Here is a 22,865-nt window from a genome sequence, read left to right as displayed (position 1 = left end):
CCGTGACAAAGTCTTGCTGGACGGATCTCAGCCCGGAGGCATCGCCGCAGGCAGGCGGGACAGATTGTCCGACGCTGCCTTGCCCGCGGCCCCGTCTGGCTCCAACTTCATCGCCCGCTGCCAGGCGGACCGGGCGATATCTTCATGATCGGTCAGGATCGCGATATTGCCTTCTTCCAACGCAACCGACGCATCGTCCGGCGATAGCTGCACCGCGCGAGCGATATGCGCCTTGGCCAGGCTCATTTCGCCAGAGCGCCGCGCCAGCGTCGCCGACAGCAGCCAGCCGAGCGGATCCTTCGGTGCCTGGGTCAGGGCCACGTCGATCGAATCCCGCGCGCCATCCGTCTCGCCCAGCGCGACCAGAGCCCGCGCGCGATCGAGATGGACCTCGCCCTTTTCCAGCCCATCGGGCAAGCCCCGCGCCAGCGCCGCGTCGAAATCGCCCCGCGCCTTGGCGGCATCCCCGCTGGCGAGCGCAGCATTGCCCGCCTGCGCCCATAGCCGCGCGCTCTGCGCCATTTCGCCACCACGCTCGGCCTCTTCGGCAGCTTGCTCGTAAGCAATGATCGCGGGCGACCAGCGTTCGGCCCGCGCAAAGGCAAAGCCCATGCAATGGCGCGCATAGAAGCTCCCGCCCTCGATCCGCCATTTTTCGGCAAAGGCGACCCCCGCACTCGGATCGTCAAGCGCCTGGTCGAGGCAGGCCTGGAAAGGCACGGCGAACTTTGCGGGCACGGGAATTTTCCCGTCTTCTCGCGCGGGCGTAGCGGGCGGGGGGACAGCGGCAGCGCTCTCGACCGCCGCCTGCTTCTCCTTGCGGCTGCGGTTCATGACCGCCTCGATCTCAGGATCATAGGCCTGGGCCAAAAGCATCAGGGGCAGAAATAGCGGCATCAGTAGCTGTCCAACAGGCTGGCGACGGTGCGGATCAGCAGAGCGATGTCGCCGTCGCGGGAAAGGCGGTGGTCGCCGTCCTTAATCAGCAGCGTCTGCACATCCGATGAACGCAGCCGGGCGGCGGTCTGCAACGCTATGTCGAAGGGCACGTCGGAATCGCGCTGCCCATGCAGCAACCGCACGGGGCAATCGATGGCAATGGTATCGCCCAACACGCGCGCGGCTTGCCCCGATTCCCAGAAGGCCAGGGTCGTGACATAGGGCGTGTCGCCATAGGGCGTCGGCTCTTCGATCCGCCCTTCGGTGGCGAGCAGGGCCTTGTCGGCATCGGTAAAGCCCCAGTCGGTGAAATCGGGTGCGGCCGCGATGCCGACGATCCCCACGACCCGGCCCGGCCGGGCCAGCGCCACCAGCAGCGCCAGCCAGCCGCCCATTGACGATCCGACGAGCAGGACCGGTCCCTGGATCACCCTATCCATCACCAGCAGCACATCGTCGCGCCAACTGGCCAGTGTGCCATCGGCAAAGCGCCCTTCGCTCGACCCGTTGCCCGCATAGTCCATACGCACCATGGCGCGCCCCTGGCTTGCCGCCCATTGGTCCAGCGCGACCGCCTTCCCACCCTCCATGTCGGACATATATCCCGGCAGGAAGAGAATGGTCGGCCCCTCCCCCGCGCGCGAACGGCAGGCGAGGCGCAACCCGTCGGCGCGCGCGAGCAAGATGATCGGAGTGGAATCGGCATGGCTCATAGCCCCGTCATCCGCTCCAGCACTGCGGCCGTCCACCCCCAGAGCGTGATTTTGCAAAGCGGAACGAAATAATCCGCGACATGCGTTGACAGCCCCAAAGGCAGCGGCTAGTTGCGCGCTCCTACCCCGTGCCCAGATGGCGGAATTGGTAGACGCACCAGCTTCAGGTGCTGGCGATCGCAAGGTCGTGGAGGTTCGAGTCCTCTTCTGGGCACCATTTGTTCTTCCGGACCAGTCCGCAGAGATCGAAAAAACCGCTGAATTCAGCGGTTTTTTTGTGTCTCGCGTCCATCGGCTTCCGCTCGTGGATTTGGGAATTCAGGGTAGCTGAGGGTATCTTTGCGGGTATCGGCCAACAGGGCCGCAGGAGATACCCTCATGGCACTTTCATCCCTCGCATTGTCCAAGGCAAAGCCGAGAGACAAGCCCTACAAGCTCGCGGACGGGCATGGTCTCTATCTGTTGGTGACGCCACAAGGCGGTCGCTACTGGCGCATGAATTATCGCTTCGATGGCAAAGCCAAAACGATGGCGATGGGCGTCTTCCCATTGATCACCTTGGCGGAGGCGCGAGAGAAAAGAGAGGAAGCCCGCAAGCTCTTGGCGGCCGGCTCGGATCCCACCGCAATGCGAAAGGAAATTGAAGCCCAGGAAGCCTTCGAGGCGACCACTGGTTTTCGCACCGTTGCCGAGGAGTGGCTCGCCAAGCGAGAACGGGAAGGACTTGGGGATGTCACCATCGGCAAGATCAAATGGCTTCTCGAATTTGCCTACCCCAGCCTGGGCGATCGCAAAATGAGCGAGATCACGAGTATGGAACTCCTTGCTGTCTTGCGGGAGGTCGAAGGGCGAGGCCGACATGAAACTGCCAGACGACTGAGGAGCGTCTGCGGCAGAGTGTTTCGTTACGCAATCGCAACTGGGAGGGCAGAGCATGATCTGTCCGCCAATCTTCGCGACGCTCTGACGACACCAAGGGTGAAGCATTTGGCTGCCATCACCAACAGCCAGCAGGTCGGGCCGCTGATGCGTGCGATTGATGGTTTTGACGGTCATGCGGTGACGAGAGCCGCCTTGCGGCTGGCTCCGCATGTTTTTGTTCGTCCTGGCGAATTGCGCCATGCCGAATGGTTGGAGATCGATTTCGACAAGGCGTTATGGTCGATCCTGCGGAAAAAATGAAGATGCGGCGCCCACATCGCGTCCCGCTTTCGCGGCAATCACTTGCCGTCCTGTCTTCCATCAGGGAGGTCACCGGGACGGGTAAATATGTGTTTCCCGGCTTCCAGTCCATAAAGCGGCCCATGTCCGAAAATGCGCTGAACGGCGCTCTTCGACGGTTGGGCTATTCAGGCGATGAAATGACGAGTCACGGCTTTCGAGCCATGGCGAGCACATTGCTCAACGAGATGGGCAAGTGGCATCCCGATGCAATCGAACGCCAGTTGGCGCACGCTGAGGCGGACGCGGTTAGGCGCGCTTATGCGCGCGGAGAATATTGGGATGAGCGAGTAGCGATGATGCAGGCCTGGTCGGACTATCTGGATGGCGCTGCCAGAAGCTAGGGAAGCACCACCGTTATGGTCGAGTGCCGAGTTAAACCTGCTTTGTCCAAGGAGCGTGGAACCAGCGGGCGAAGATGATGCAATATTGGAACGACTGTTTGGCCTGCTCCCGGTGGCTGAAAGGGTAAGCAAGGCGAGGTTAGGACGGCGCTATCGAAACAGGTGTGAGAAGGGTGCTGGGTGCTTTTAAACGCATAATCGGCGCTTTTGCGAAATGGCTCGCTGAATGTCGATATTGCCATTTGGCATCATTTGTTTATATAATGCCAATTGGAGATGCTTTATGATGATGTTGCAACCCATTGAGACGGTTCCAGCTCCGTTCCGGCCTGAGCCTGTCACGCAGGATGAAGGCGGCGCGATGTTTCGTGCGGCCCTCAATCTTTTCGCCAAGTGGGGCGTCACGGACGAGCAAGCTGCTATGCTGACCGATATGCCTTTGCGCAGCTTCCGTCGGTGGAAGGCTGAAGGGGCGGGCCGCATCTCGCGTGACGGCCTTGCGCGCTTGTCCAACCTCATGGGCATCCACAAGGCCTTGCGAATCATCTTTGAGGAGCCGCAGCGCGGCTATGACTGGATGAAGGCGCCCAACGCCGTCTTTGATGGCGCAAGCGCGCTGTCCGTCATGCTGGGCGGCGAATTGACCGACATCATGCGGGTGCGGCGCTATTTGGACGCGGAGCGTGGCGGCTGGTGACGGTGACTGATGGTCCGCCGGTCAACAGGGTCCATTGGGAGGGGGCGGTCAGGATCATCCGCAGCATCTATCCTCCGATAGATCTGTTCGAGGACATTGCGGACCCTGCAGACTGGCCCCTCCTCATCTCCGCCGAGCAGAAGACAAATCCGCGGATCATGACGTCGGTTGGCAATATCGATCTTGTCCCTCCCGCGCGACGGGTCGGCGGCGTTGGCGCCTCCTATCTCATGGCGTCATTCACTCATGTAAGTCCCGATCGACCAAGCCGGTTCTCGGCCGGACATCATGGCGTACTCTATGTCGCGCGCAACTATGAGACAGCGCTGTTCGAGACGATCCATCATCATGCAAGCTTCATGGCCCGAACGGCCGAGCCTGCCGGATGGACATCGCAGTTTCGGGAGATCATTCTGAAAGTCGATGCCGATTTGCATGATCTCAGAGCGGATGTAGCAGCATTGGGCCCTTGCCTCGATCCTGACAGCTACGAAGCGGCGCAGCAGCTCGCCGCGACGCTGCGCAGTTCAGGCTCGGACGGTGTCGTCTATCCGAGCGTCCGGCAGCGGGGTGGTGAGTGTGTTGCGCTATTCTATCCGGACTGCGCCTCGAACCCCGTTCAGGTCGGCATATCGATTATCACTGGAACGGCGAACGGGTCGATCTTGTTCGGGATGCGGGAAGCGGCGCTGTGTTCAGGGTGGTAGAGGGCGCATGAGCGGAGCCGCCGCCAGATGAACGACGCTGCAAGCGATCGCGACGCGCAGGCGGCACGCCTGCTGGGCATGCATCCAGATTATCGGGTGCAGCGGCGCCTTGGCCCCGTCACCCATTTTCATGCAGCAAGTCCTGAGGCATCCAGCCGTATCGGGGTTGCGATCGACGTGGAGACAACCGGGCTCAACCGTGAGACCGATCGGATCATCGAACTGGCGATCCAGCGTTTTCGGTTCGATGAGCGTGGACGAATCATCCAGGTCGGGGTGCCCCGGGTCTGGCGTGAAGATCCCGGCATGCCGATCGATCCGAAAATTACCAGCCTGACCGGTCTTGCCGATGCGGACGTTGCGGAGCAGCAGATCGACGAATCGGTCGCTATCGACATTCTCTCCTCCGCCGACATCATCGTCGCGCACAATGCCGCCTTCGACAGACCGTTCGTGGATCGTCGCTTGCCTGCCATCGCCGGCAAGCCCTGGGCCTGCTCGATGGCTGAGCTGGATTGGCTCGAGCTTGGGTTCGAGGGGCGGGCCTTGGCGCATCTCGTTTCGCAATGCGGCTGGTTTTATGAAGGGCACAGGGCAGAAAACGACATCCTGGCGCTTCTGTATCTTCTTTCTCACGGCCTTCCGGATGGAGAGACGATCCTGGCAAAGCTGATCGCCTGCTCGGAACAGCAGACCTATAGGGTGAATGCCATCGACGCTCCTTTCGATGCCAAGGACCGGCTGAAATCTCGCGGGTATCGCTGGGACGCCACCATGCGCTTCTGGTGGAGAAGCATCGCAGAGCAGGACCGCGACGCTGAACGCGCTTGGCTACTAAGCGACGTCTATGGCGGATATGGGGAACCCGCCTTCCTCTCCATCACGGCTTGTGAGCGGCATCGCTGAGAGTCCGATCATCAGTAACGCAGGGTATCGCGAACCGACCCAGAGCATCTGGATCAGGCTCACTGGTCCCTGAGCTTGCCTGCTATCACGCCGCCCAACGATCAAGCTCGGGAAACAGCGGTACGGCAGGCGGCAGGCCGGGCTCCACCACATTTGCGTCGAACGTCGCGACAGTTAGCCATTCGACGCGCCACTCGACCCGGGCAGCATTGCCGTCGAATCGGACAATGCCAGCGCCGTCGCGCGCTACCTCCCAGCGACACTGCATGGCTTCATCATAATGGCCCATGAGCAAAGTGCCGTCGCTCAAACCCACCAGAAACCGCTCATCTTCGTCATAGGGCACTGTTAGCACGGTCTCGACATCGCCAGAGACCCGCAGGCGTACGCTATCTGGAATTGGGGTGATCGAAACGCACATTGCAAAATCCCTCTTTCCTACATGAGAACATATAGCGAACATATAGGGCAGGAAAGGAGTCGGCAATGGTGATAATCGACGGATCATTTCTACTTGGCATCGCGGCAGTGCTGACCAGCATCGCGACTTTATGGCGTAGTTTGAAAGGACGGAGATAAGGATCAGGGGCGGTCCGACCTCACGTTCCAACGACGAGATCGGGCCGTCGCCGGTGCAGGCTGTCTTGTTTGGCGTGCCTGTTGCCCGATCAACTGGGTTCGAGCGCAACCGCGCCGTCACCGGAGCGTTCGATCCGTCCAAGGAGAGAATATATGACATATCGGCCTTCCGTGCCCCCAGGCAGCACGGCACCCTATCCCGCACACCCAGCGCCGCATGCCGAAAGCATACAGGCAGAAGAGCTTTCGACCGATGCGAGAGAAGGCGAACAGGACGCCAAGATGTCCGGTCCAGCGAAAATCCTGGGCGCCGCGGTTGGGATCGGTTCCGCCGCTATTGTTGCGGCGCTGCTCTACGCGCGGCAGCGAAAGGCCTGATGAAGGCTGACGTCGCCTGACCCGGCCGCTGCTCGGGTCAGGCCGTTTGATCGGGCTTTTTGTCGAGCAGCAGCCGCTCACCTTGTTTTTGAACGATCGCTTTAATCGGTCCTGACATAAGGCCGAGCATGGCCGGCAATTGCAGGGTCACCCGCAGACGAGTATCTTGCGCATCAACGGTGCAGGGCACCTCCACGCCCATGGTCGTGACGGTCAGAGACAATTGATCCTGGCTGGGCCAGCTGTGGGTGACGGTGGCCGCGCCGCCTGGGATATGGGAGGCCAGCTTGCCTATACCCGCGGCCATGCGGCGCCTTGCTTCGTCGCGGCCGAGATTATGCGGGATTTCGATAATTGTAGGTGTTGCCATTGATTGTGGACTCGCTGCCCGTGTGATGGTTGCGTTTTACCGCCCTCATCTCGGATTGTTTGTGTTGGCCCGCGCTCTCAGGGCAAATTCTGGCCGCTTACGGACTGTCGGCTTCCGGGCAAGCAGGCGACTAAAGCGGACATATAGCTCGCAAACTAGTATCAACGGGGCCCCAATCGCCCTCAGCGAGAGCAGATCGGACAAACTCAATTCGATTCGCAGACTGCTATAGCGTGATATATATCCGGGGTTATCGGCTCGTTTCTTCATCACTCACTTTGCCGCGAGTGCCAAGCGGCGGCGTAAATTCGCCGAGTCAGGATGATGTGTCGGGTCCTTCGGTAACCGGATGTTGCTTCCGTGGAGCGCGATGGTGAAAGCTCGGTCCACCTTGCGATAGCGGCCGTCCTTTTCCTCCGGGTCGTAGTAAGTAATAAGGAAGTTGTCCTGCAGCCACATGATGTTGCGGTCGAATAACCGGTGATGTGACGCGCAAAGTAGTACGCCGTTGCGCACGTCGAGCCGTTGCGCTGGCTCGCAACTGCTCCAGGGCACAATATGAGCCGCTTCGAGCGCGTCTGGAAAGGCCAAGCCACAGAAGGCGCAGCGCTCATCGTACGCGAGCAGCAGCGCCCTCCTAAAAATACGTTGTGCCATGCCGCGGTCGCGGACTCGGTGGTACACATCGACGGCGTTGCCTGGATCGTCGATCAGCGCCTCGGCGAAGGTGTCCTCGGTGTCTTCTGCTCCGAAGCCAGCAAACGGATTGCCAATCAGTTCCCAATTATAGGCCGCAACCGCGGACAGGGCCGCCGCCAGGTCATCAACATCCCAAGCTACGAACCCGCCGCCAGGCATCCCGCTGTTCTTCCCGACTACGACCGCCGTTAAAGGTGGAAGGCGATTCTCCATGCAGTATGTCTGGATGGGCCCCAGTGCGAGCCCGACACTGAGCGGGTTTGTCGCGATGGTAGGAGCAACTTTGGTATAGGTTAGCGTCTCTCCAGCGCTTCCTGCCTCGGTCAGCAGAGGCCAGATTACCCCGGCTAAATGAATCCAGTTTCGTCCCACCGTCATGCCGTCCTTTAGCTGCTTCGAATTCCGTCATCCGCATCCGAGGTGCGCGGGTTTGCCTTGGAATGTGCCGGGCCGGCGCATGAACTTTCCTTGCTGCAGCTTCTCATCATCATCGACGCCGCGCGCTTCGCGCTGTTCATTCAACTTCAGTTTCGTGAGGCCGATCGCTTCGGTGTTTAGGCCAATTTCGAGCAACGTCTGCCGCGCGCCCCCGCTGCGCATCGGCGCGAATACACCGCTCCCACCATATTGCGAGACGTTGCACAGAACGACATGCTGGTAGAAGCGGTGAGAGTCTGCGATGCAGCACGTCCGGTACAGCGACCCAAACGGATTGTGTGCCACGACGAACAGGACCTCAAGCGGATGGTCGCGGGACTCGCCATTGAGCCGGTGCACGAGATCGAAGTGACTGAAGTCGTAACAGATCAGGATGCCGAATGCGTGGCCGGCGGCGTTGACGAAGCGGTAGAGACTATCGCCGCGATGCATCTGCATCCTATCTGTCGCACCCATCGCGTCATATTGTGAGCGCGTGATCTTGTCGTAAGTGGCGGCGAGACCGTTTGGACCGATCACCATGCAAGAGTTGCGGTTATCAGCTTCCTCGATGCCGGGATAATCGATGCCGCATATGACGATCGTGCCATTGCGCGCGGCAAAGGGCTCGATATGAGAAGCCACAAAACTTCGTGGAACAAAAACCTCAGGCAGCACAAGGAAATCAAGCCGCCGGTCGCCCTCAGGACGCAGGTTAAGTTGCACCTCTAGATGCTCTAGATGTGCGGCAACCCTCGCCTCGAAGAGCTCAACACCTGCCGCCTGCGACAGCCGATAGCGGCTTGCCACGTAGGACTCGACAGACATGGAGGCCAACTGTCCGACTGCCACTAAGGGGTCGTCGCTATTCCAAGCTAGATTTATCTGCCGCACGCCCTCCACCGCTGGGGCACCGGCGGGCCTATCAAAGGTGTCCATGAAATGCTCTGAGGGAGCCATCGGCGCATAGCGCTCGCTGCCCATGCCCTTAGGACCCGAAAGCCCCTTCAACCGGTATTCCGCGCGGAGCCGTCGCAGTTCGCCGATGTCCAGCGGCAGGCTCGCAACGGTCTCGGCTGGCCCACGGGTAGAGAAAATCTGCCCGGCAGCGCGAAAAAAAGCGTTGTCGCCGGTCCCGACCCGGCGGAACGGGACAAAGACCCCTGATCCGCCAACCTCCGCGATATTAACGATAACGACGTAGCAGAACAGCCGATGGATATCCGCGATAGCATAATCCCAGTAGAGCTGAGTAGCGTTATTGTAGGTGACAACTACCAATAGTTCCACGCGCCGCTCGAGAAGCTCGGCGATCAGATCGGCATGAGTATAGTCGTGACAGTTAAGTACCGCCCATCTCACCGCGTCAATGTCGGCACCATTGAAGAAATGCATTTTGTCACCGGCTACAACCGCATCGAACTGATCCTCTGAGGCAAGTGAGAGCTTCTCCTGCTCGGTCACCACGCCGTCCATGGCAATAAACGCAAGGTTACGATGCTGTGCATCCACGCCACCGAGCGTCACGATCGTTCGATCCTCGCTCAACTGCCGCAGCTTCTCGCGATTGTGCGCAATGCCGCGGTGAAAGGACAGCACCGCAAGGTCACCTTGCCTGGTCTGGTCAAGACGCTCAGAAAATTCAGTGACTTCCGCATCGCTCACATTCTCGAGGCGCTGTGCGGTCCGGAACTTATCGCGGGAGCCGAGCAGGTCGGTGTCTGAATGCTTCTGGATGATTCGAAGCGTGAGCATCCCGTTTACGGGCTTAAGGTGCGACTCGGATTCGATAACCTGCAAATTGTCCCCCCATGCTCGTCGAATACTTGTGGGCTAACACGAGTTAGCGAGCAGCGCATCCGAAACAAACATTGAAAAGGACATCGTTAAGGCAAGTTCGGCGCCTCCAGTCGTGTCCGTCTTTCCGAATTCCAGTAAATTGTCATCGAGCTATTCGCCGCCCAGCGTGAAAGGGATAGGTTACAGTGCGGTCGCGTAAAGAGGCCAACCCGCTCGCCACCAGCGCTATCTGCCGAGCGAACGGCAGCTTCCCGGTCAAGCCGCAGGGTAGCGTAATGGCGACAATGGGCGCATTCCAGTTATGGGGAACGACCTGGCCCCCACAGCGTCATAGCCGGATGACTACTGAATGCCACAATCTGATGCGTTTCATCGAGGCCCAACGTGACGCTTACGGCATTGCACTGGCCGAACTGCACAGGGGCAGAAAAACCAGCCACTGGATGTGGTTCATATTTCCGCAGCTTGCCGGTCTGGGCCGCAGCCATATCGCGCAGCATTATGCCATCGCGTCGCTGGATGAGGCGGTGGCGTATTTGGAGCATATTACGCTCGGCGCGCGGTTGCGGGAATGCGTACAAACTCTACAGGCTTTGCCCCTTGGCAACAGTGCGGCCGGGGTGTTTGGCGAAGTAGACGCCGTGAAGCTGCGATCATCCCTTACTCTTTTCGAATCGGCGTGCGGTGGTGACCTTTTTAGCGCCGCGCTGGACCGCTGGTTTTCCGGTGTACGGGATGATGCCACTCGGAAGCTGCTGGCAGGGCGATAGCCTGTTAGATTCATAGACCAATGCTACCACGAAGTCCCTGATGCCATGAGCCTTCGCCCCGGCATCATAGGCCGCATCGTGCGATATTCATGCCGGATCATATGCCGGTTTAAAGCCCCGAATTATCGATCCATTTTAGCTAAATTCCGCATGTCCTGTGCCGGTTCATTACGGATAATGAGCAGGGGTTGCAGGGTATTCGTCCAGACCGTTCCGGCAAATAGGGCCGACGGCCAGTTGCAGCCGACGTCGTTTTCAGCGTTGCCCAACATAGGGTTCGCAAGGGTGGCGGCGCCATCGCGGTCCAGATGGGGACCATAGCCAAGTTCGCCCGCTCGTAAAGGCGCAGCGCCTGCGGCGCGGGCAGCATCGCAATGGGGATAGGACCATCCGTCACCGTGTTTTTGTGCGGGTCGATCCTGCGAGGGCGTTTCATGGTAAACGCTTGTCATGAACGCCCCGCCCCCAAGGGCAGCGACGAGCAGTGTTCCGGCAGCCAATTTGGTAGCAAGCCTTCGCTGCTGGCGCTTGCGCCTCTTCGCCGCATAGTGAGCGCCTTCACGGATGGGCACGGCCAGGAAGGGCTTCTTGAACGACATGGGGCGACATGATGCCGCCCCATGGTGAAATTTCGGTTTCCTCGCGTTTCGATCAGGCGAGTTCCGGTTCCTGGGCTTTGCGGGTGCGGGTGCCCGGCGCCTTTGCGGCAGGCACGGCAACCGCTGCCTTGGGCTTGCGGCCCAGGCCGATTTTGAGCGCCAGCTCCTTGCGGGTGGCGGCATAGCTGGGCGCGACCATCGGATAATCGGCGGGCAGGCCCCATTTGGCGCGATAGTCATCCGGGGTCATCTGATAATGGGTCATCAGGTGCCGCTTGAGCATCTTGAGCTTCTTACCGTCTTCGAGGCAGACGATATAATCTGGCTTCACCGAGGCACGGATCGAGGCGGCGGGCTCGAGCTTGGCCGTTTCCGGCTCTTTCGTGCCCAGGCCGTTAAGAGCCTGATGCACGTTGGCGATCAGCTGCGGCAGATCGCCGACGCTGACACTATTGTTGGAAACATGCGCCGCAACGATGTCGGCGGTGAGGGTGATAAGCATATCCTGTGCGACCGGCTGTTCTGACATTTTGTTGCTCCTGAAGGGAGGATAGGAGGATCGCCAGCCTTTTGACGGACAGCGACAGGCGCGAGATAGTGTTACGCAGGCATAACATCAAATGACGACGCTAATTGATGGTCCCGTCCTGCTTAGCATATTGATGCAGCAGCCGATTTTCTTGGCCATGGCGACGCCCTGGTCATCACCGATTGCGGTCAGCTCGGAAATTCTTCTGTCGGCCTATATTTTTGCTTCGCCGCCATGGCTGCGGATAAGCATGGACGCCGCGAAGCATGAAATCTGCTCCTGTGTCAGCGTCATTTGTCCATGATCCAGTCGACGACACAACAAGTTGGGTTTCCTGCACGCTGTCGACGGACATGTGGCGGCCCAGACGAAAGCCGGACGGAACATGCTCGCCTCCCACCGGTTGGCTGAGTTCATAGCTGAAAGGAGAGAGCCATGTTCCCCGAACAGATTCCAGGCGAAAATGACCAGGCAGATATGAAGGGCACGTCCATGGACGATTTACCCGGCACCGACGGCACCGACGAGGATGTCGACGTCGATGTCGATGCCGAGGAGGAAGAGCAGGACGCCGATGAACTGGAGGACGCCCAAAAGGATGCCGCGGAAAAGCGCGAACAGGAAGGCGGCTATCAATAGCCGCGATGGCCTCTCAGCGGTCGCTCGCTGACGGGGTCGATTTTTGGCAGGCACTTTGCCCATTCTTCCTAGTCGGACGTCGAACGTTGCGCTGTCGGCTTGGATCTTTGCTTCAGCTGCCTTGTGAGGTCCAGCTGAAGCTCAGGGCGTGCGGCGACGTCACATTCAGCAGGCGCAGATAACGTTCATCTGCGTGATGGTGCCGATTGAGGGCGCTTCATGCCCCAGAGGCCGGATGGAATGTTCGCGAATGAAGGCTGCGGGATCGACATTATGTGCAAGCAGCACGCCGCATATCTCGCCATCCGCCCAAATGATCGACGCACAGATTTCGACCCGATTGACGACGATCGTCACGGCCGTACCGGCTGGCGGAAATTCGAACCCGTCGAGCTGCGCTCCGTAGATCGACATATTTCTGATCGTGGCAAACTCATAGAGGCCCAACCAGTTGACCGTGCATGGGACGTTGGCAGTCTCGCGTGGGCTTCGACGACGTTCGGCTGTCTGGGCAAGGGCGTTGCGCATCATATCTGTCCTATCGTCCCCTTGGTAAGACCGACAGGCGGTTGGATTGTTCCGTCGGGATCGCCGAGTCATGTTTAGGCTCCAGCTGGGCTCGACATTGTCTCACCTGCGCGCTCTGCGCATGCCATGCCGGAGAGTGATTATGGCCTGCTCGCGGTGCCCCCGCTGCTGTTCCCGTCATCTGGCGGTGATCTTGTCCACGGCGACAATATCATGGTCTTCCCGCACACCCTCGACGCGGACATGGCGGCCCAAAAGATGCTCTTGCCTGCCCAGGGCAAGAAGCCGCCATTGCCCACCGTCGGCCATTTGCAGGATAAGCTGGCGGCCTTCCTGCATCAGCAGGCCTTCCAATATGATGGGGCGGGATTTGGCCATGGGGTGATGATCCTTGGCTATGCTGGGGGGGCAAGCTGCTTTGGCACGTTCGGCATTCAGAGCTTGAAGACATTGTCCCTGTGCCAGGCCAGGAAATGGGGGTGTGGCCGGTCTGCTGCGCGGATTGGAAGAGTGGCACGGCGGCTCTTGTTGATAAGGCCCGTGATGCTGTCGCTGTCATTGGCCTGACGGGAAATCATGATGTCGAGATCGTCCGAGAGGCTGATAAGCCCCCGGTCGAACATCCAGTGGACGGTGCCGGACAGGGCGATACCGTTCTGGACGCTGTCGGGGCCATTGGCTTCGACTGGCCGGATGTGGGCAGCCTCCGCTTCTGCTCTGCCGCCCCCGTTGATGAGCTTGAGGCCCGTGATGGCGCAGCGCTCGTCATAGGCGCGCAGCACGACACGGCGGAAAACGCGGTCACGCTCGATTCTGGAAACAAGCGTTGTCGTGCGGCGGCGCTCCTGCTCGGCGAGGAAGGGCATGGCCTCATCCTGAAAGAGGGGCGGCGTCACGTCATCGACGCGTGGCAGGAGCGGGGCATGCTCGTCCAGGCCGAGATCGAGAATATGGTTGAAGTCAGCCGTCGAGATGGGGCGCACCGCCGCCTGGGCGCGACCGGAAATCTTGCCGGCCTCGTTGAGGAGGCCGCGCTCTGCCAGGCCGTCGGGACCGTTGAAGGGCACGGCGTTTGCAAATTCAAGATAGCTGCCCGGTTCGATCATGGCGATATACATGCCGGGCGCCTTGGGATCGGGAATGACCTGGCTGACTTTGGCTATGGCAAAATAGCCGCGGGTGCCGCTGACCTTCACAGGTTCGTAATAGACGATCCAGTCATGGATGCAGGCGGAGACCCGGCCAAGATATTGGGCGGGGAACTGATAGCGTTCGGCCGGGCTGTCGTCGTAGATCGAGTCTGACCGATGAATGAAAACGCCAAAGGCCATGGCCTTGTTATCCCCCCAGATGCGGTATCGACCGCCGTATGGACAATGGCCTGTCTTGTGGGGAGCAGGCAAGGGATAGCTGTTTTGCTTGGGGGCTGTCTGGGCGTCCCCTTTGGGCCGCGCTCTATGTCGCTGCGCTCCACCGAGCCTGCTTCGCCTGTCTCGGCCCTGCCGGGTTTTGATCGCTGACGCGCGATCCTTAGCGGATCACTGGCGGACATCGCTTGGGGCGATGGCGTGGGCCGGTCCCGGCCAAGCGGTGTGGGCGTCGCTTCCCTCTAGGCCCGTCGCGGCGGGCGGCAAGCCGGCCGGTGGCGCGGCTCCTTCACTGACGTTGCGGTCCTTCGGATGCAGCCCACCGCTTGTCCGGGCCTGCCGGTGCGCTCTTGCCGCCCACCCCGCTTTCCGGGGCCGGTGTTTGGCAAGGAGTAAGGACAATGGAACTCAAGCATATCGATATCGCCTGCCTTTCGGTTTCGCCTGCGAACATGCGGGGCGTGAAGAAGGTGCCGGACCTCACCAATATCCTGCCGTCCATTCGGGCGCGGGGGGTGCTGGTGCCGCTGATCGTGCGGCAGAATGGTTCTCCGACGACCTATGAGATTGTCGCGGGCAAGCGGCGTTATCATGCGGCACTGATCGTGGCGCAGGAGGAAGGAAGCGTCGAACCGCTGCCCTGCGCGATCATGGAAGCGGGCGACGATGCGGCGGCGCTGGAAGCCTCGCTGATCGAGAATATCGCCCGGCTCGATCCCGATGAGGTGACGCGGTGGGAAACCTTCACCCGACTGGTCAAGGAAGGCCGGTCGCCCGAGGATATCTCGCTGACCTTTGGCCTCACCGCCTTGCAGGTGAAACGGACGCTCGCCTTGGGCAATCTGCTGCCCCGCATCCGCAACCTCTATCGCAACGACAGCATCGATGCTGTCACCGTGCGGCATCTGACCTTGGCGTCGAAAGCCCGGCAGCGCGAATGGCTGGCGTTGCTGGACGATGAGGATGCACGTCCGCCCATGGGCCATTATGTGAAGGCTTGGCTGCTGGGTGGCAGCGCCATCGGCACCGACAAGGCGCTTTTCGATCCGGCGGGCTATGCAGGCGAGATCGTGGCCGACCTTTTTGGCGATCATGGCTATTTCGCTGATGCCGACCTCTTCTGGCAAATGCAGGAGGCGGCCATTGCCGAGAAGGTCGATGCCTATCGCGAGGCGGGATGGCAGGATGTTGCTATCATGGCGCGCGGCGAGGCCTTTCATGCATGGGAGCATGAGCGTTGCCCCAAGTCCAAGGGCGGGCGGGTCTATATCAGCATCGGCCATGGTGGCGACGTCAGCTTTCATGAAGGCTATGTGACCCTCAAGGAGGCGCGCAGGCTGGAACAGGGCGGCAACGTCGAGAAGGTGGTTCGGCCCGAACTGTCCGCGCCGCTGGCCAGTTATGTCGATCTCCACCGTCATGCCGCCGTGCGCGCGAAGGTCGGGGCTTCGCCTGCCATCGCTTTGCGTTTGATGGTCGCCCATGTCATTGCCGGATCATCTTTATGGCGGGTCGATGTCGCGTCCCAGCGCGGGACGAGCGATGCGATCACGGAGAGTGTCGAGAATTGCGTTTCGGAAGCGGAATTCGACAGGGAGCGGCGGATCGCGCTCGATCTCCTCGGCCTTAATCCCGACACGCCGACCGTGACCGGCCATGCTTATGATCGGGAGCTGATCCCGCTTTATCTGCGGCTGCTCGATCTTGATGACGCCATGGTGCTGGGCATCCTTGCCATCGTCATGGGCGAAACGCTGGAGGCCGGGTCGGCGCTGGTCGAATTGCTGGGCGTTCAGATGGACGTGGATATGGCGTCCTGCTGGCAGGCCGATGATGCTTTGCTTGACCTTGTCCGCGACCGGGAGGTGATAGGGCATATCCTTGCCGATGTGGCAGGCAAGGAAGTGGCAACCGGCAATGGCGGTGCAACGGGCAAGATCCAGCGGCAGATCGTGCGGGACTGTCTTGCCGGAACCAATGGCCGGGAGAAGCGGGACGGCTGGGTGCCGCGCTGGATGGCCTTTCCGCCATCATCCTACACGCAGCGGGGCGGCGTTGGCAGCGTCGAGCGGTGGGAGGTGGTTGCGCCGTTTACCGAGCCACAGGATGAGGGGGAGCCGGAAGAGGGTGCCGCCGACGCGACAGACACCAGCGATGAAGAGGTGATCGCCAGCGAGGACGAACCGGTCCAGCAAGCAGCCTGATCGATAGGGCGGGCGGCGCGGAAGCGTCGCCCGCTTGTTTCATAATTGCCCATGGACGGGGCTGCGCGGAATTTTGCGCGGTCGGCTTTGCCGCCCGGCGTGGATGTTTGCGGGAATTTCCGGGGCATGCGGAGCGCTGCGAAAGGCAGCGCGAAGGGTTCGGCAGCGGTCATCGCGCAATCGGCACGATGGCGTTGTATCATTGTCTGATCGGCCTGTCGGCGCGGCGGGGGTGGGCGTCGCTACCCTCTAGTCCCCCCGCGACGTGCCGCAAGTTGGGCTTCGCGCCAACTCCTCCACTGTTCGTTGCGGCCCTTGCGGGTGCGGCCCGCCTCTGTCGGGGAGCCTGCCGGTTCGCTCCTGCCGCCCACCCCCGCCACTCCGGCGCCGGTGCGATGCGGGAAGGAGAAAGGTCATGGAGTATCAGGACAAGACCATACGCACCGGCGCGACCCTCTATAGTGAGGTGACCGACCGGATCATTGCCCAACTGGAGGAAGGCACCCTGCCATGGGTGCGGCCATGGGATAACGGCAAGGCGGCGCTGGGCTTGCCGCGCAACGGCGGGACCGGCAGGCGCTATTCGGGGATCAATGTGCTGATCCTGTGGCACCGCCTGTTCGAGCAGGGCTATGGTTCGCAGCGCTGGCTGACCTACCGGCAGGCGCAGGCATTGGGCGGCAATGTGCGTAAGGGGGAGCAGGGCACGACTGTCTGTTATGCCGACAGGTTCACGCCCAAGGATGGCGACACTGTACGCATCGGACCGGATGGCGAACCGCGTCAGATTGCCTTTTTGAAGCGCTTTACCGTTTTCAACATCGACCAGTGCGAGGGACTGGACGTCGCGCCATCGGCTGATCCCGTTGCGACATGGAACCCGGCCATTTCCATGCCCCGCGCGGAGGTGCTGATCGCGGCAAGCGGCGCGGATATCCGTATCGGCGGCGGGGAGGCCTATTATGCCCCGCAGGACGACTATATCCGCGTGCCCCGGCCCGAACATTTTCATGAACCCATCAACTGGTATCGCACCGCGCTGCATGAACTAGGGCACTGGACCGGACATCGCTTGCGGCTGGATCGCCTGCCCGACAGCGGCTTTGGTAGCCCCGCCTATGCGCGCGAGGAACTGATCGCCGAAATGGCCAGCGCCTTCCTGTGTGCGGAACTCGGCATCGTACCGACCGTGCGCCATGCCGATTATCTGGGCGCATGGCTCTCGGTCCTGCGCGAAGACAGCAAGGCGATCTTTCGCGCCGCCAGTCAGGCCAGCAAGGCCGCCGACTATCTGCTGAACTTCGTCAGCGACACAGGAGGCGACGATGACGACGCCCGATAATGCCCAACATGCCAAGGCGCAGGCGGCAATCGAGAAACTGCCGCCCAAGGCCTATAGGGTCTTTTTCGCCAGTCAGGTGGAGGGGCTGAGTTATGTCGAGATTGCGCAAAGGGAGAGCATGTCGCTCGAACAGGTGCAAGATCACATGCTCATGGCCATCCGGATCATTGCGCGCAAAATGCAATAGGATGCTAAATCGCCTTGCCCGCTTTCAGGGCTTGGCAAGGCGATGATTTGCCGCGATTCTGCGCGGCATCATGAAGAGGCTCGACGACCCAGACATAAAATTGCCCGACGCCAAGCGTCGGGAGCTTGGTCATGTCGTCGACATCGTCAGGGAGGGCTTTGCGCAGGCCATCCGCCATCGCACCCAGCCCCGCTTTCGCAATGGACAGATTCTCAAGATCATCCTGTTCGGCAGCTATGCGCGTGGCGACTGGGTCGAGGATCCGGTGGGGCGTTATTTCTCCGACTATGACATTCTCGTCATCGTCGATCATGAAGACCTGACCGACATTGCGGAATTCTGGACAAAGACCGAGGACCGGCTGCTGGAGGAACTGGCCGAGGGCACGCGGCTGCGTACGCCGGTCGGGCTGGTCTATCACAGCCTTGACGATGTGAACGAGAAGCTGCGCCTTGGGCGCTACTTCTTCATGGATATATTGCGCGACGGCATCCTGCTGCATGAGGAGCCCGGACATCCGTTCGTGGAACCCAAGCGGCTATCGGCAGGGGAAGCCCTCAAGGAAACGCGGGACTATTTTGAGGAATGGTCAGGCACAGCAAAAGAGTTTGTCGAGGGTGCCGAATTTCATGTGGGAAGAGGACATCTCAACCTTGCCGCGTTCAACTATCATCAGTCAGTAGAGCGGCTTTATCATTGCATCTTTCTGGTCCGCACCTTGTACAGCCCCAAGACCCATAATCTGAACCGGCTACGCGCCCAGACCGAGCAGCTGGAACCCCAGTTGCGCGCCATATGGCCGACCGACAGCAAGTTCGAAAAGCGCGCCTATAATCTGTTGCGCGAAGCCTATATCAAGGCCCGCTATTCCCGCGAATATGTCATCACCGCCGAGGAACTGGACTGGCTGGCCGAGCGGGTCGCAATGCTGCAAGCGACGGTCGGCGCGCTGTGCAGTGCCCGGATCGTGGAACTGGAAGCAGCGCTTAGCCCATCACATAGGTCTTGAGCGCCCGCAGATCGCGGGTGATCCATTTGGCGTCGCGCGCAAAATCCTCGTCGGTCATGCCGGGCTGGCGAAACAGCGTCAGCATGACCTCTGCCCCATCACCATTGGCTATGACGCGCAGGGGAATATGAACTTCGGTCGTGTCCCACGGGGTTCTCTAATCGCCACTGTCAACAGCTGACCTCTTTGCGGTTCGTCACGCGCGCTGGGCTCCAGGGTTCTCTCCGCGGTCGTCGCGCTGGACGCCGCATGTTAGCGTTCAAAGTAGGGTGAATCTAAGTGGTGTGCGCGGTCCGTGCCGCACTCGCGGGAACGATCTCACCCTCGCTAAGCGTCCCAGCGGGACGCGTTCTGTCGCGCTTGAGTTCAGCGTATTGCTTCGGATTTGGATCAGGCCATGGCCGCCTCCCGGAAGGTCGTGTTGGTACGCCACATTGCGTGCAATGTTACCGCCAGCTTCCTGGCCAGGGCGACTTTCGCTTTGCGAGGCCCGGTTCGGCCTGCGATCGCCTGTGCCCACTCACGCAGGCGAGGGACGCCAAGCTTTCGAGACAAGATCGCATTTGCTGCTTCGTACAGGCATTTTCGAGCGAACCTGTCACCGCTTTTCGAGATGCGCCCGTTCCGGCTGATTTCGCCAGATTCGTAGCGCCTTGGCGTCAGACCGAGATAAGCGCCCGCGCTGGAAGATCGGTTGAAGCGTTCGGCGTCGTCGAATGCTGCAGTTACCGCCATCGCGGTGATCGGTCCGACTCCCGGCGCTGTCATCAAAAGACGTACCGTACCATGCTGTTTGGCTACCGCCCGGATTTTGCCATCGAGAGCGGCAATACGGGCTAGAATTTCACTCCGGGCGTGCATCAACGCTTCAAAGATAGGTATGAGCTCCGGTGCGACTGCCAGCTCGCCTGTGATGATCTCCGTCGCACGGCGTTTGAAGCCCCCAACCCGTTTTCCGAACATCACGCCAAACGTTTTCAGCAACCCTCTGATCTCATTTTCAAGCTTCACACGCATGCCAACCAGCGTATCGCGCGCTGTCAGCATCGCCCGGTTAACATAGGCCTCATGACTCTTTATCCGGGCAGCCTTGAACCAACCTGTGCGGACAATCTGAGCCAAGCCGCGAGCATCATGTCTGTCGGTTTTATTTGGCATCATTTTGAGGACCGCATTAGCGTGACGCGCATCCAGGCAAATGATCGGGACACGCCGCTTCGTCAGCGCGTTCCAGAGCCAGACGGCAAGGGGACCTGTCTCCATTCCCACCCGTTCGACATCCGCGGCGCGCTTCGCTAGCCAGTCGGCTATCGCGTCAGGGCAGGTCGGCACCTTCGCCTCCGCGAGAATCTCACCTTCCGCCCCAACCAGGCAAATCGCCGTCTCCTCCTGTGACACATCCAGTGCTGCAAAAACTCCCATAACGTCCTCCACGTTCGACTCCGGCCGAGCGCCGAAGCGGCAATGACATCCTACCGCAACAAAGCGGAGGTCGAGTGTGGCGATTACGTTAAGTGGTGTAGGTTCGCTGGGATAGCCACAGCGACCTCCGGCTAAGCCGGATTGATCATGCTGCCATGGCAGGCAACGTGATGATRGGATTATCGCTTAAACCTGAGACGCTCTCAAGTGTCATGTAGCGGCAGCGTTGGACGGCCCATTCGTCGTTCTGTTCCAGAAGGATAGCGCCGACGAGACGGGTAATCGCCTCTTCGTTGGGGAAGATGYCGRCAACATCAGTACGCCGCTTGATCTCGCCATTGAGCCGCTCGATCGGATTGTTGCTGTGCAACTTCGTGCGGTGTTGGGCTGGGAAGGTCATGTAGGCCAGCACATCCTCCTCGGCGCTGTCCATCAGRGYAGCGAGTTTTGGCACGGTAGGGCGCAATTGATCGGCGACGCTACGCCATTGGGCCTTTGCGGCCTCTGGAGTTTCCTGGGCGAAAGCGGTGGCGATGAATGCCGACACGACCCGGCGTCCRCTCTTGCCGGCATGGGCCAGCGCATTGCGCATAAAATGAACCCGGCATCGCTGCCAGGTGGCGCTGAACACTTTGGCGACGGAGGCTTTTATGCCTTCATGGGAATCTGAGATCACCAGCTTCACGCCGCGCAGACCGCGACGRGCAAGGCTGCGTAGAAACTCGGTCCAGAAGACCTCCGCTTCGGAATGACCGATCGCCATGCCGAGCACTTCGCGCCGGCCATCGCTGTTAACGCCAACGGCAATGATGACCGCGACAGAGACGATGCGACCGGCTCGCCGCACTTTGATGTAGGTCGCGTCCATCCAGAGATAGGGCCAGTCGCCTTCGATCGGACGATCGAGAAAGGCCTTCACCCGCTCGTCGATCTCCACGCACAGTCGGCTGACCTGGCTCTTTGAGATCCCACTCATGCCCATGGCTTTGACCAGATCGTCCACAGAGCGGGTCGAGATCCCCTGGATATAAGCTTCCTGGATGACGGCCGTCAGTGCCTTCTCTGCCATACGGCGGGGCTCCAGAAACCCTGGAAAATATGTTCCCTTGCGCAGCTTGGGGATCCGCAGCTCGACCGTSCCTGCTCGCGTCTCCCAGTCCCGATCCCGATAGCCGTTGCGCTGCGCGAGGCGCTCAGGATCTTTCTCACCATAGGCAGCGCCGGTCGCACCGCCCACTTCCAGTTCCATCAGCCGCTGCGCGGCAAAGCCGATCATGTCGCGTAGAAAATCGCCGTCGGCTGTCTTCCCAACCAGAGCGTGCAGGTCCATCTTGTCATTGGTCATCGGAGGTCTCCGTAAGTTGAGCTTCGCAACCCAAACTTATCCGAAGTTCGCCGGTGACCACCCGCGAAACTGACCGGCCGCTACAGCGCTTTATCGATGAGCGCGCGTCCGGTCAGCTTCGCTACCCTCAAAACCTACACCACTTAACGTAATCGCCACACTCGACCTCCGCTTTGTTGCGGTAGGATGTCATTGCCGCTTCGGCGCTCGGCCGGAGTCGAACGTGGAGGACGTTATGGGAGTTTTTGCAGCACTGGATGTGTCACAGGAGGAGACGGCGATTTGCCTGGTTGGGGCGGAAGGTGAGATTCTCGCGGAGGCGAAGGTGCCGACCTGCCCTGACGCGATAGCCGACTGGCTAGCGAAGCGCGCCGCGGATGTCGAACGGGTGGGAATGGAGACAGGTCCCCTTGCCGTCTGGCTCTGGAACGCGCTGACGAAGCGGCGTGTCCCGATCATTTGCCTGGATGCGCGTCACGCTAATGCGGTCCTCAAAATGATGCCAAATAAAACCGACAGACATGATGCTCGCGGCTTGGCTCAGATTGTCCGCACAGGTTGGTTCAAGGCTGCCCGGATAAAGAGTCATGAGGCCTATGTTAACCGGGCGATGCTGACAGCGCGCGATACGCTGGTTGGCATGCGTGTGAAGCTTGAAAATGAGATCAGAGGGTTGCTGAAAACGTTTGGCGTGATGTTCGGAAAACGGGTTGGGGCTTCAAACGCCGTGCGACGGAGATCATCACAGGCGAGCTGGCAGTCGCACCGGAGCTCATACCTATCTTTGAAGCGTTGATGCACGCCCGGAGTGAAATTCTAGCCCGTATTGCCGCTCTCGATGGCAAAATCCGGGCGGTAGCCAAACAGCATGGTACGGTACGTCTTTTGATGACAGCGCCGGGAGTCGGACCGATCACCGCGATGGCGGTAACTGCAGCATTCGACGACGCCGAACGCTTCAACCGATCTTCCAGCGCGGGCGCTTATCTCGGTCTGACGCCAAGGCGCTACGAATCTGGCGAAAATCAGCCGGAACGGGGCGCATCTCGMAAAAAGCGGGTGACAGGTTCGCTCGAAAAATGCCTGTACGAAAGCAGCAAATGCGATCTTGTCTCGAAAGCTTGGCGTCCCTCGCCTGCGTGAGTGGGCACAGG

At 60.3% G+C, this 22,865-nt stretch carries 23 protein-coding genes, 1 tRNA gene and 3 pseudogenes; 14 read left to right on the top strand and 13 right to left on the bottom strand.

Annotated features, from left to right (window positions below; genetic code table 11):
* Positions 1–27 precede the first annotated feature (27 nt).
* Both BF95_RS13230 and BF95_RS13225 read right to left on the bottom strand, forming a co-directional pair.
* Entirely contained in the window at positions 28–897 is an 870-nt protein-coding gene (locus tag BF95_RS13230; RefSeq protein WP_043151863.1) for a tetratricopeptide repeat protein, read from the bottom strand.
* Complete coding sequence (locus tag BF95_RS13225) at positions 897–1,652, bottom strand: alpha/beta fold hydrolase (RefSeq protein ID WP_043151862.1); 756 nt, start codon at positions 1,650–1,652, stop codon at positions 897–899. Before BF95_RS13225 ends, BF95_RS13230 begins: the two co-directional genes overlap by 1 nt.
* 130 nt (positions 1,653–1,782) lie before the next feature.
* Between BF95_RS13225 and BF95_RS13220 the strand changes: the two genes are divergently transcribed.
* The 5 genes and pseudogenes from BF95_RS13220 to BF95_RS13200 all read left to right on the top strand — a co-directional run.
* Positions 1,783–1,869: transfer RNA gene (locus BF95_RS13220), tRNA-Leu, on the top strand.
* A 161-nt stretch (positions 1,870–2,030) separates the two neighbouring features.
* Positions 2,031–3,217, top strand: a pseudogene (locus tag BF95_RS13215) (tyrosine-type recombinase/integrase).
* Positions 3,218–3,500: 283 nt separating this feature from the next.
* Positions 3,501–3,914 (top strand): MbcA/ParS/Xre antitoxin family protein, encoded by a 414-nt coding sequence (locus tag BF95_RS13210; RefSeq protein ID WP_043151861.1) that lies wholly within the window; start codon positions 3,501–3,503, stop codon positions 3,912–3,914.
* Positions 3,908–4,632, top strand: a pseudogene (locus BF95_RS13205) (RES family NAD+ phosphorylase). Before BF95_RS13210 ends, BF95_RS13205 begins: the two are co-directional and overlap by 7 nt.
* Before the next feature lie 13 nt (positions 4,633–4,645).
* Positions 4,646–5,527 (top strand): annotated as a pseudogene (locus BF95_RS13200) (3'-5' exonuclease); the annotation flags it as partial.
* Between the two features lie 85 nt (positions 5,528–5,612).
* Here the strand turns inward: BF95_RS13200 and BF95_RS29225 are convergent.
* The gene (locus BF95_RS29225) at positions 5,613–6,266 is read right to left on the bottom strand and encodes a hypothetical protein (protein WP_235209744.1); all 654 of its coding nucleotides are present in this window, start codon (positions 6,264–6,266) and stop codon (positions 5,613–5,615) included.
* Between BF95_RS29225 and BF95_RS13190 the strand changes: the two genes are divergently transcribed.
* Positions 6,260–6,484: a hypothetical protein gene (locus BF95_RS13190; RefSeq protein ID WP_043151857.1), complete on the top strand. Its 225-nt coding sequence runs from the start codon at positions 6,260–6,262 to the stop codon at positions 6,482–6,484. The two genes, BF95_RS29225 and BF95_RS13190, sit on opposite strands and share 7 nt — an antisense overlap.
* A gap of 37 nt (positions 6,485–6,521) precedes the next feature.
* Here the strand turns inward: BF95_RS13190 and BF95_RS13185 are convergent, their stop codons facing one another.
* The 3 genes from BF95_RS13185 to BF95_RS13175 all read right to left on the bottom strand — a co-directional run bounded on the left by BF95_RS13185 (position 6,522) and on the right by BF95_RS13175 (position 9,770).
* Positions 6,522–6,854, bottom strand: a complete 333-nt coding sequence (locus tag BF95_RS13185; RefSeq protein ID WP_043151856.1) for a polyhydroxyalkanoic acid system family protein — start codon at positions 6,852–6,854, stop codon at positions 6,522–6,524.
* Positions 6,855–7,127: 273 nt separating this feature from the next.
* Positions 7,128–7,931 carry an HNH endonuclease gene (locus tag BF95_RS13180; RefSeq protein ID WP_051520016.1) on the bottom strand — a complete coding sequence of 268 codons (804 nt, stop codon included), beginning with the start codon at positions 7,929–7,931 and terminating at the stop codon, positions 7,128–7,130.
* Positions 7,932–7,958: 27 nt separating this feature from the next.
* A complete protein-coding gene (locus BF95_RS13175; protein WP_043151855.1) occupies positions 7,959–9,770 on the bottom strand; it encodes a hypothetical protein in 1,812 nt (603 codons plus the stop codon).
* Positions 9,771–10,132: 362 nt separating this feature from the next.
* On the opposite strand from BF95_RS13175, the gene BF95_RS13170 reads away from it, so the two are divergent.
* Complete coding sequence (locus tag BF95_RS13170) at positions 10,133–10,540, top strand: DUF1810 domain-containing protein (RefSeq protein WP_235209743.1); 408 nt, start codon at positions 10,133–10,135, stop codon at positions 10,538–10,540.
* A gap of 122 nt (positions 10,541–10,662) precedes the next feature.
* Here the strand turns inward: BF95_RS13170 and BF95_RS26440 are convergent, their stop codons facing one another.
* Positions 10,663–11,139 (bottom strand): excalibur calcium-binding domain-containing protein, encoded by a 477-nt coding sequence (locus tag BF95_RS26440; protein WP_081764155.1) that lies wholly within the window; start codon positions 11,137–11,139, stop codon positions 10,663–10,665.
* A gap of 52 nt (positions 11,140–11,191) precedes the next feature.
* Positions 11,192–11,668, bottom strand: a complete 477-nt coding sequence (locus tag BF95_RS13160) for a MucR family transcriptional regulator (protein WP_043151854.1) — start codon at positions 11,666–11,668, stop codon at positions 11,192–11,194.
* 435 nt (positions 11,669–12,103) lie between these two features.
* On the opposite strand from BF95_RS13160, the gene BF95_RS13150 reads away from it, so the two are divergent.
* Positions 12,104–12,307 carry a hypothetical protein gene (locus BF95_RS13150; protein WP_043151851.1) on the top strand — a complete coding sequence of 68 codons (204 nt, stop codon included), beginning with the start codon at positions 12,104–12,106 and terminating at the stop codon, positions 12,305–12,307.
* Positions 12,308–12,472: 165 nt separating this feature from the next.
* Here BF95_RS13150 and BF95_RS13145 read toward each other — a convergent pair whose 3' ends face one another.
* The 3 genes from BF95_RS13145 to BF95_RS13135 form a co-directional block, all read right to left on the bottom strand.
* Complete coding sequence (locus BF95_RS13145; RefSeq protein WP_161774301.1) at positions 12,473–12,838, bottom strand: PilZ domain-containing protein; 366 nt, start codon at positions 12,836–12,838, stop codon at positions 12,473–12,475.
* A 174-nt stretch (positions 12,839–13,012) separates the two neighbouring features.
* Positions 13,013–13,213: a DUF5818 domain-containing protein gene (locus tag BF95_RS13140; RefSeq protein WP_043151850.1), complete on the bottom strand. Its 201-nt coding sequence runs from the start codon at positions 13,211–13,213 to the stop codon at positions 13,013–13,015.
* 56 nt (positions 13,214–13,269) lie between these two features.
* Positions 13,270–14,166 carry an HNH endonuclease gene (locus tag BF95_RS13135; RefSeq protein WP_043151849.1) on the bottom strand — a complete coding sequence of 299 codons (897 nt, stop codon included), beginning with the start codon at positions 14,164–14,166 and terminating at the stop codon, positions 13,270–13,272.
* Positions 14,167–14,603: 437 nt separating this feature from the next.
* Here BF95_RS13135 and BF95_RS13130 point away from each other — a divergent pair, with 437 nt between their 5' ends.
* The 4 genes from BF95_RS13130 to BF95_RS13115 all read left to right on the top strand — a co-directional run bounded on the left by BF95_RS13130 (position 14,604) and on the right by BF95_RS13115 (position 18,944).
* On the top strand, positions 14,604–16,406 hold the full coding sequence (locus BF95_RS13130) for a ParB/RepB/Spo0J family partition protein (protein ID WP_043151848.1): 1,803 nt from the start codon (positions 14,604–14,606) through the stop codon (positions 16,404–16,406).
* A 415-nt stretch (positions 16,407–16,821) separates the two neighbouring features.
* Positions 16,822–17,748: an ArdC family protein gene (locus BF95_RS13125; RefSeq protein ID WP_043151847.1), complete on the top strand. Its 927-nt coding sequence runs from the start codon at positions 16,822–16,824 to the stop codon at positions 17,746–17,748.
* Positions 17,732–17,935, top strand: a complete 204-nt coding sequence (locus BF95_RS13120) for a sigma factor-like helix-turn-helix DNA-binding protein (RefSeq protein ID WP_043151846.1) — start codon at positions 17,732–17,734, stop codon at positions 17,933–17,935. The genes BF95_RS13125 and BF95_RS13120 overlap by 17 nt, the downstream gene beginning before the upstream one ends.
* A 70-nt stretch (positions 17,936–18,005) precedes the next feature.
* Positions 18,006–18,944, top strand: a complete 939-nt coding sequence (locus tag BF95_RS13115) for a HEPN domain-containing protein (protein WP_043151845.1) — start codon at positions 18,006–18,008, stop codon at positions 18,942–18,944.
* Positions 18,945–19,334: 390 nt separating this feature from the next.
* Here BF95_RS13115 and BF95_RS13105 read toward each other — a convergent pair whose 3' ends face one another.
* Both BF95_RS13105 and BF95_RS13100 read right to left on the bottom strand, forming a co-directional pair.
* Positions 19,335–20,366, bottom strand: a complete 1,032-nt coding sequence (locus BF95_RS13105) for an IS110 family transposase (protein WP_043151891.1) — start codon at positions 20,364–20,366, stop codon at positions 19,335–19,337.
* 145 nt (positions 20,367–20,511) lie between these two features.
* The gene (locus BF95_RS13100) at positions 20,512–21,711 is read right to left on the bottom strand and encodes an IS256 family transposase (protein ID WP_043151844.1); all 1,200 of its coding nucleotides are present in this window, start codon (positions 21,709–21,711) and stop codon (positions 20,512–20,514) included.
* 223 nt (positions 21,712–21,934) lie between these two features.
* On the opposite strand from BF95_RS13100, the gene BF95_RS28285 reads away from it, so the two are divergent.
* Positions 21,935–22,507 (top strand): IS110 family transposase, encoded by a 573-nt coding sequence (locus BF95_RS28285; protein ID WP_200866964.1) that lies wholly within the window; start codon positions 21,935–21,937, stop codon positions 22,505–22,507.
* The gene (locus tag BF95_RS28280) at positions 22,507–22,854 is read left to right on the top strand and encodes a transposase (RefSeq protein WP_200866963.1); all 348 of its coding nucleotides are present in this window, start codon (positions 22,507–22,509) and stop codon (positions 22,852–22,854) included. The genes BF95_RS28285 and BF95_RS28280 overlap by 1 nt, the downstream gene beginning before the upstream one ends.
* The last annotated feature ends 11 nt before the right edge of the window (positions 22,855–22,865 follow it).

It is taken from the genome of Sphingobium sp. Ant17 (assembly GCF_000588875.1).
In the GTDB taxonomy this organism is placed as follows: domain Bacteria; phylum Pseudomonadota; class Alphaproteobacteria; order Sphingomonadales; family Sphingomonadaceae; genus Sphingobium.
Note: the sequence above shows the minus strand (reverse complement) of the source record. Positions and strands in the feature narration are given on the sequence as shown.

Coding starts and splice junctions, on each gene's coding strand:
- BF95_RS26440 (WP_081764155.1), bottom strand. CDS start 11,139: ATGTCGTTCAAGAAGCCCTTCCTGGCCGTGCCCATCCGTGAAGGCGCT.
- BF95_RS13115 (WP_043151845.1), top strand. CDS start 18,006: ATGAAGAGGCTCGACGACCCAGACATAAAATTGCCCGACGCCAAGCGT.
- BF95_RS13120 (WP_043151846.1), top strand. CDS start 17,732: ATGACGACGCCCGATAATGCCCAACATGCCAAGGCGCAGGCGGCAATC.
- BF95_RS13185 (WP_043151856.1), bottom strand. CDS start 6,854: ATGGCAACACCTACAATTATCGAAATCCCGCATAATCTCGGCCGCGAC.
- BF95_RS13140 (WP_043151850.1), bottom strand. CDS start 13,213: ATGGCCAAATCCCGCCCCATCATATTGGAAGGCCTGCTGATGCAGGAA.
- BF95_RS13130 (WP_043151848.1), top strand. CDS start 14,604: ATGGAACTCAAGCATATCGATATCGCCTGCCTTTCGGTTTCGCCTGCG.
- BF95_RS29225 (WP_235209744.1), bottom strand. CDS start 6,266: ATGTCATATATTCTCTCCTTGGACGGATCGAACGCTCCGGTGACGGCG.
- BF95_RS13105 (WP_043151891.1), bottom strand. CDS start 20,366: ATGGGAGTTTTTGCAGCACTGGATGTGTCACAGGAGGAGACGGCGATT.
- BF95_RS13225 (WP_043151862.1), bottom strand. CDS start 1,652: ATGAGCCATGCCGATTCCACTCCGATCATCTTGCTCGCGCGCGCCGAC.
- BF95_RS13230 (WP_043151863.1), bottom strand. CDS start 897: ATGCCGCTATTTCTGCCCCTGATGCTTTTGGCCCAGGCCTATGATCCT.
- BF95_RS13210 (WP_043151861.1), top strand. CDS start 3,501: ATGATGATGTTGCAACCCATTGAGACGGTTCCAGCTCCGTTCCGGCCT.
- BF95_RS13180 (WP_051520016.1), bottom strand. CDS start 7,931: ATGACGGTGGGACGAAACTGGATTCATTTAGCCGGGGTAATCTGGCCT.
- BF95_RS13125 (WP_043151847.1), top strand. CDS start 16,822: ATGGAGTATCAGGACAAGACCATACGCACCGGCGCGACCCTCTATAGT.
- BF95_RS13150 (WP_043151851.1), top strand. CDS start 12,104: ATGTTCCCCGAACAGATTCCAGGCGAAAATGACCAGGCAGATATGAAG.
- BF95_RS13145 (WP_161774301.1), bottom strand. CDS start 12,838: ATGATGCGCAACGCCCTTGCCCAGACAGCCGAACGTCGTCGAAGCCCA.
- BF95_RS13190 (WP_043151857.1), top strand. CDS start 6,260: ATGACATATCGGCCTTCCGTGCCCCCAGGCAGCACGGCACCCTATCCC.
- BF95_RS13170 (WP_235209743.1), top strand. CDS start 10,133: ATGCGTTTCATCGAGGCCCAACGTGACGCTTACGGCATTGCACTGGCC.
- BF95_RS13160 (WP_043151854.1), bottom strand. CDS start 11,668: ATGTCAGAACAGCCGGTCGCACAGGATATGCTTATCACCCTCACCGCC.
- BF95_RS13135 (WP_043151849.1), bottom strand. CDS start 14,166: ATGGCCTTTGGCGTTTTCATTCATCGGTCAGACTCGATCTACGACGAC.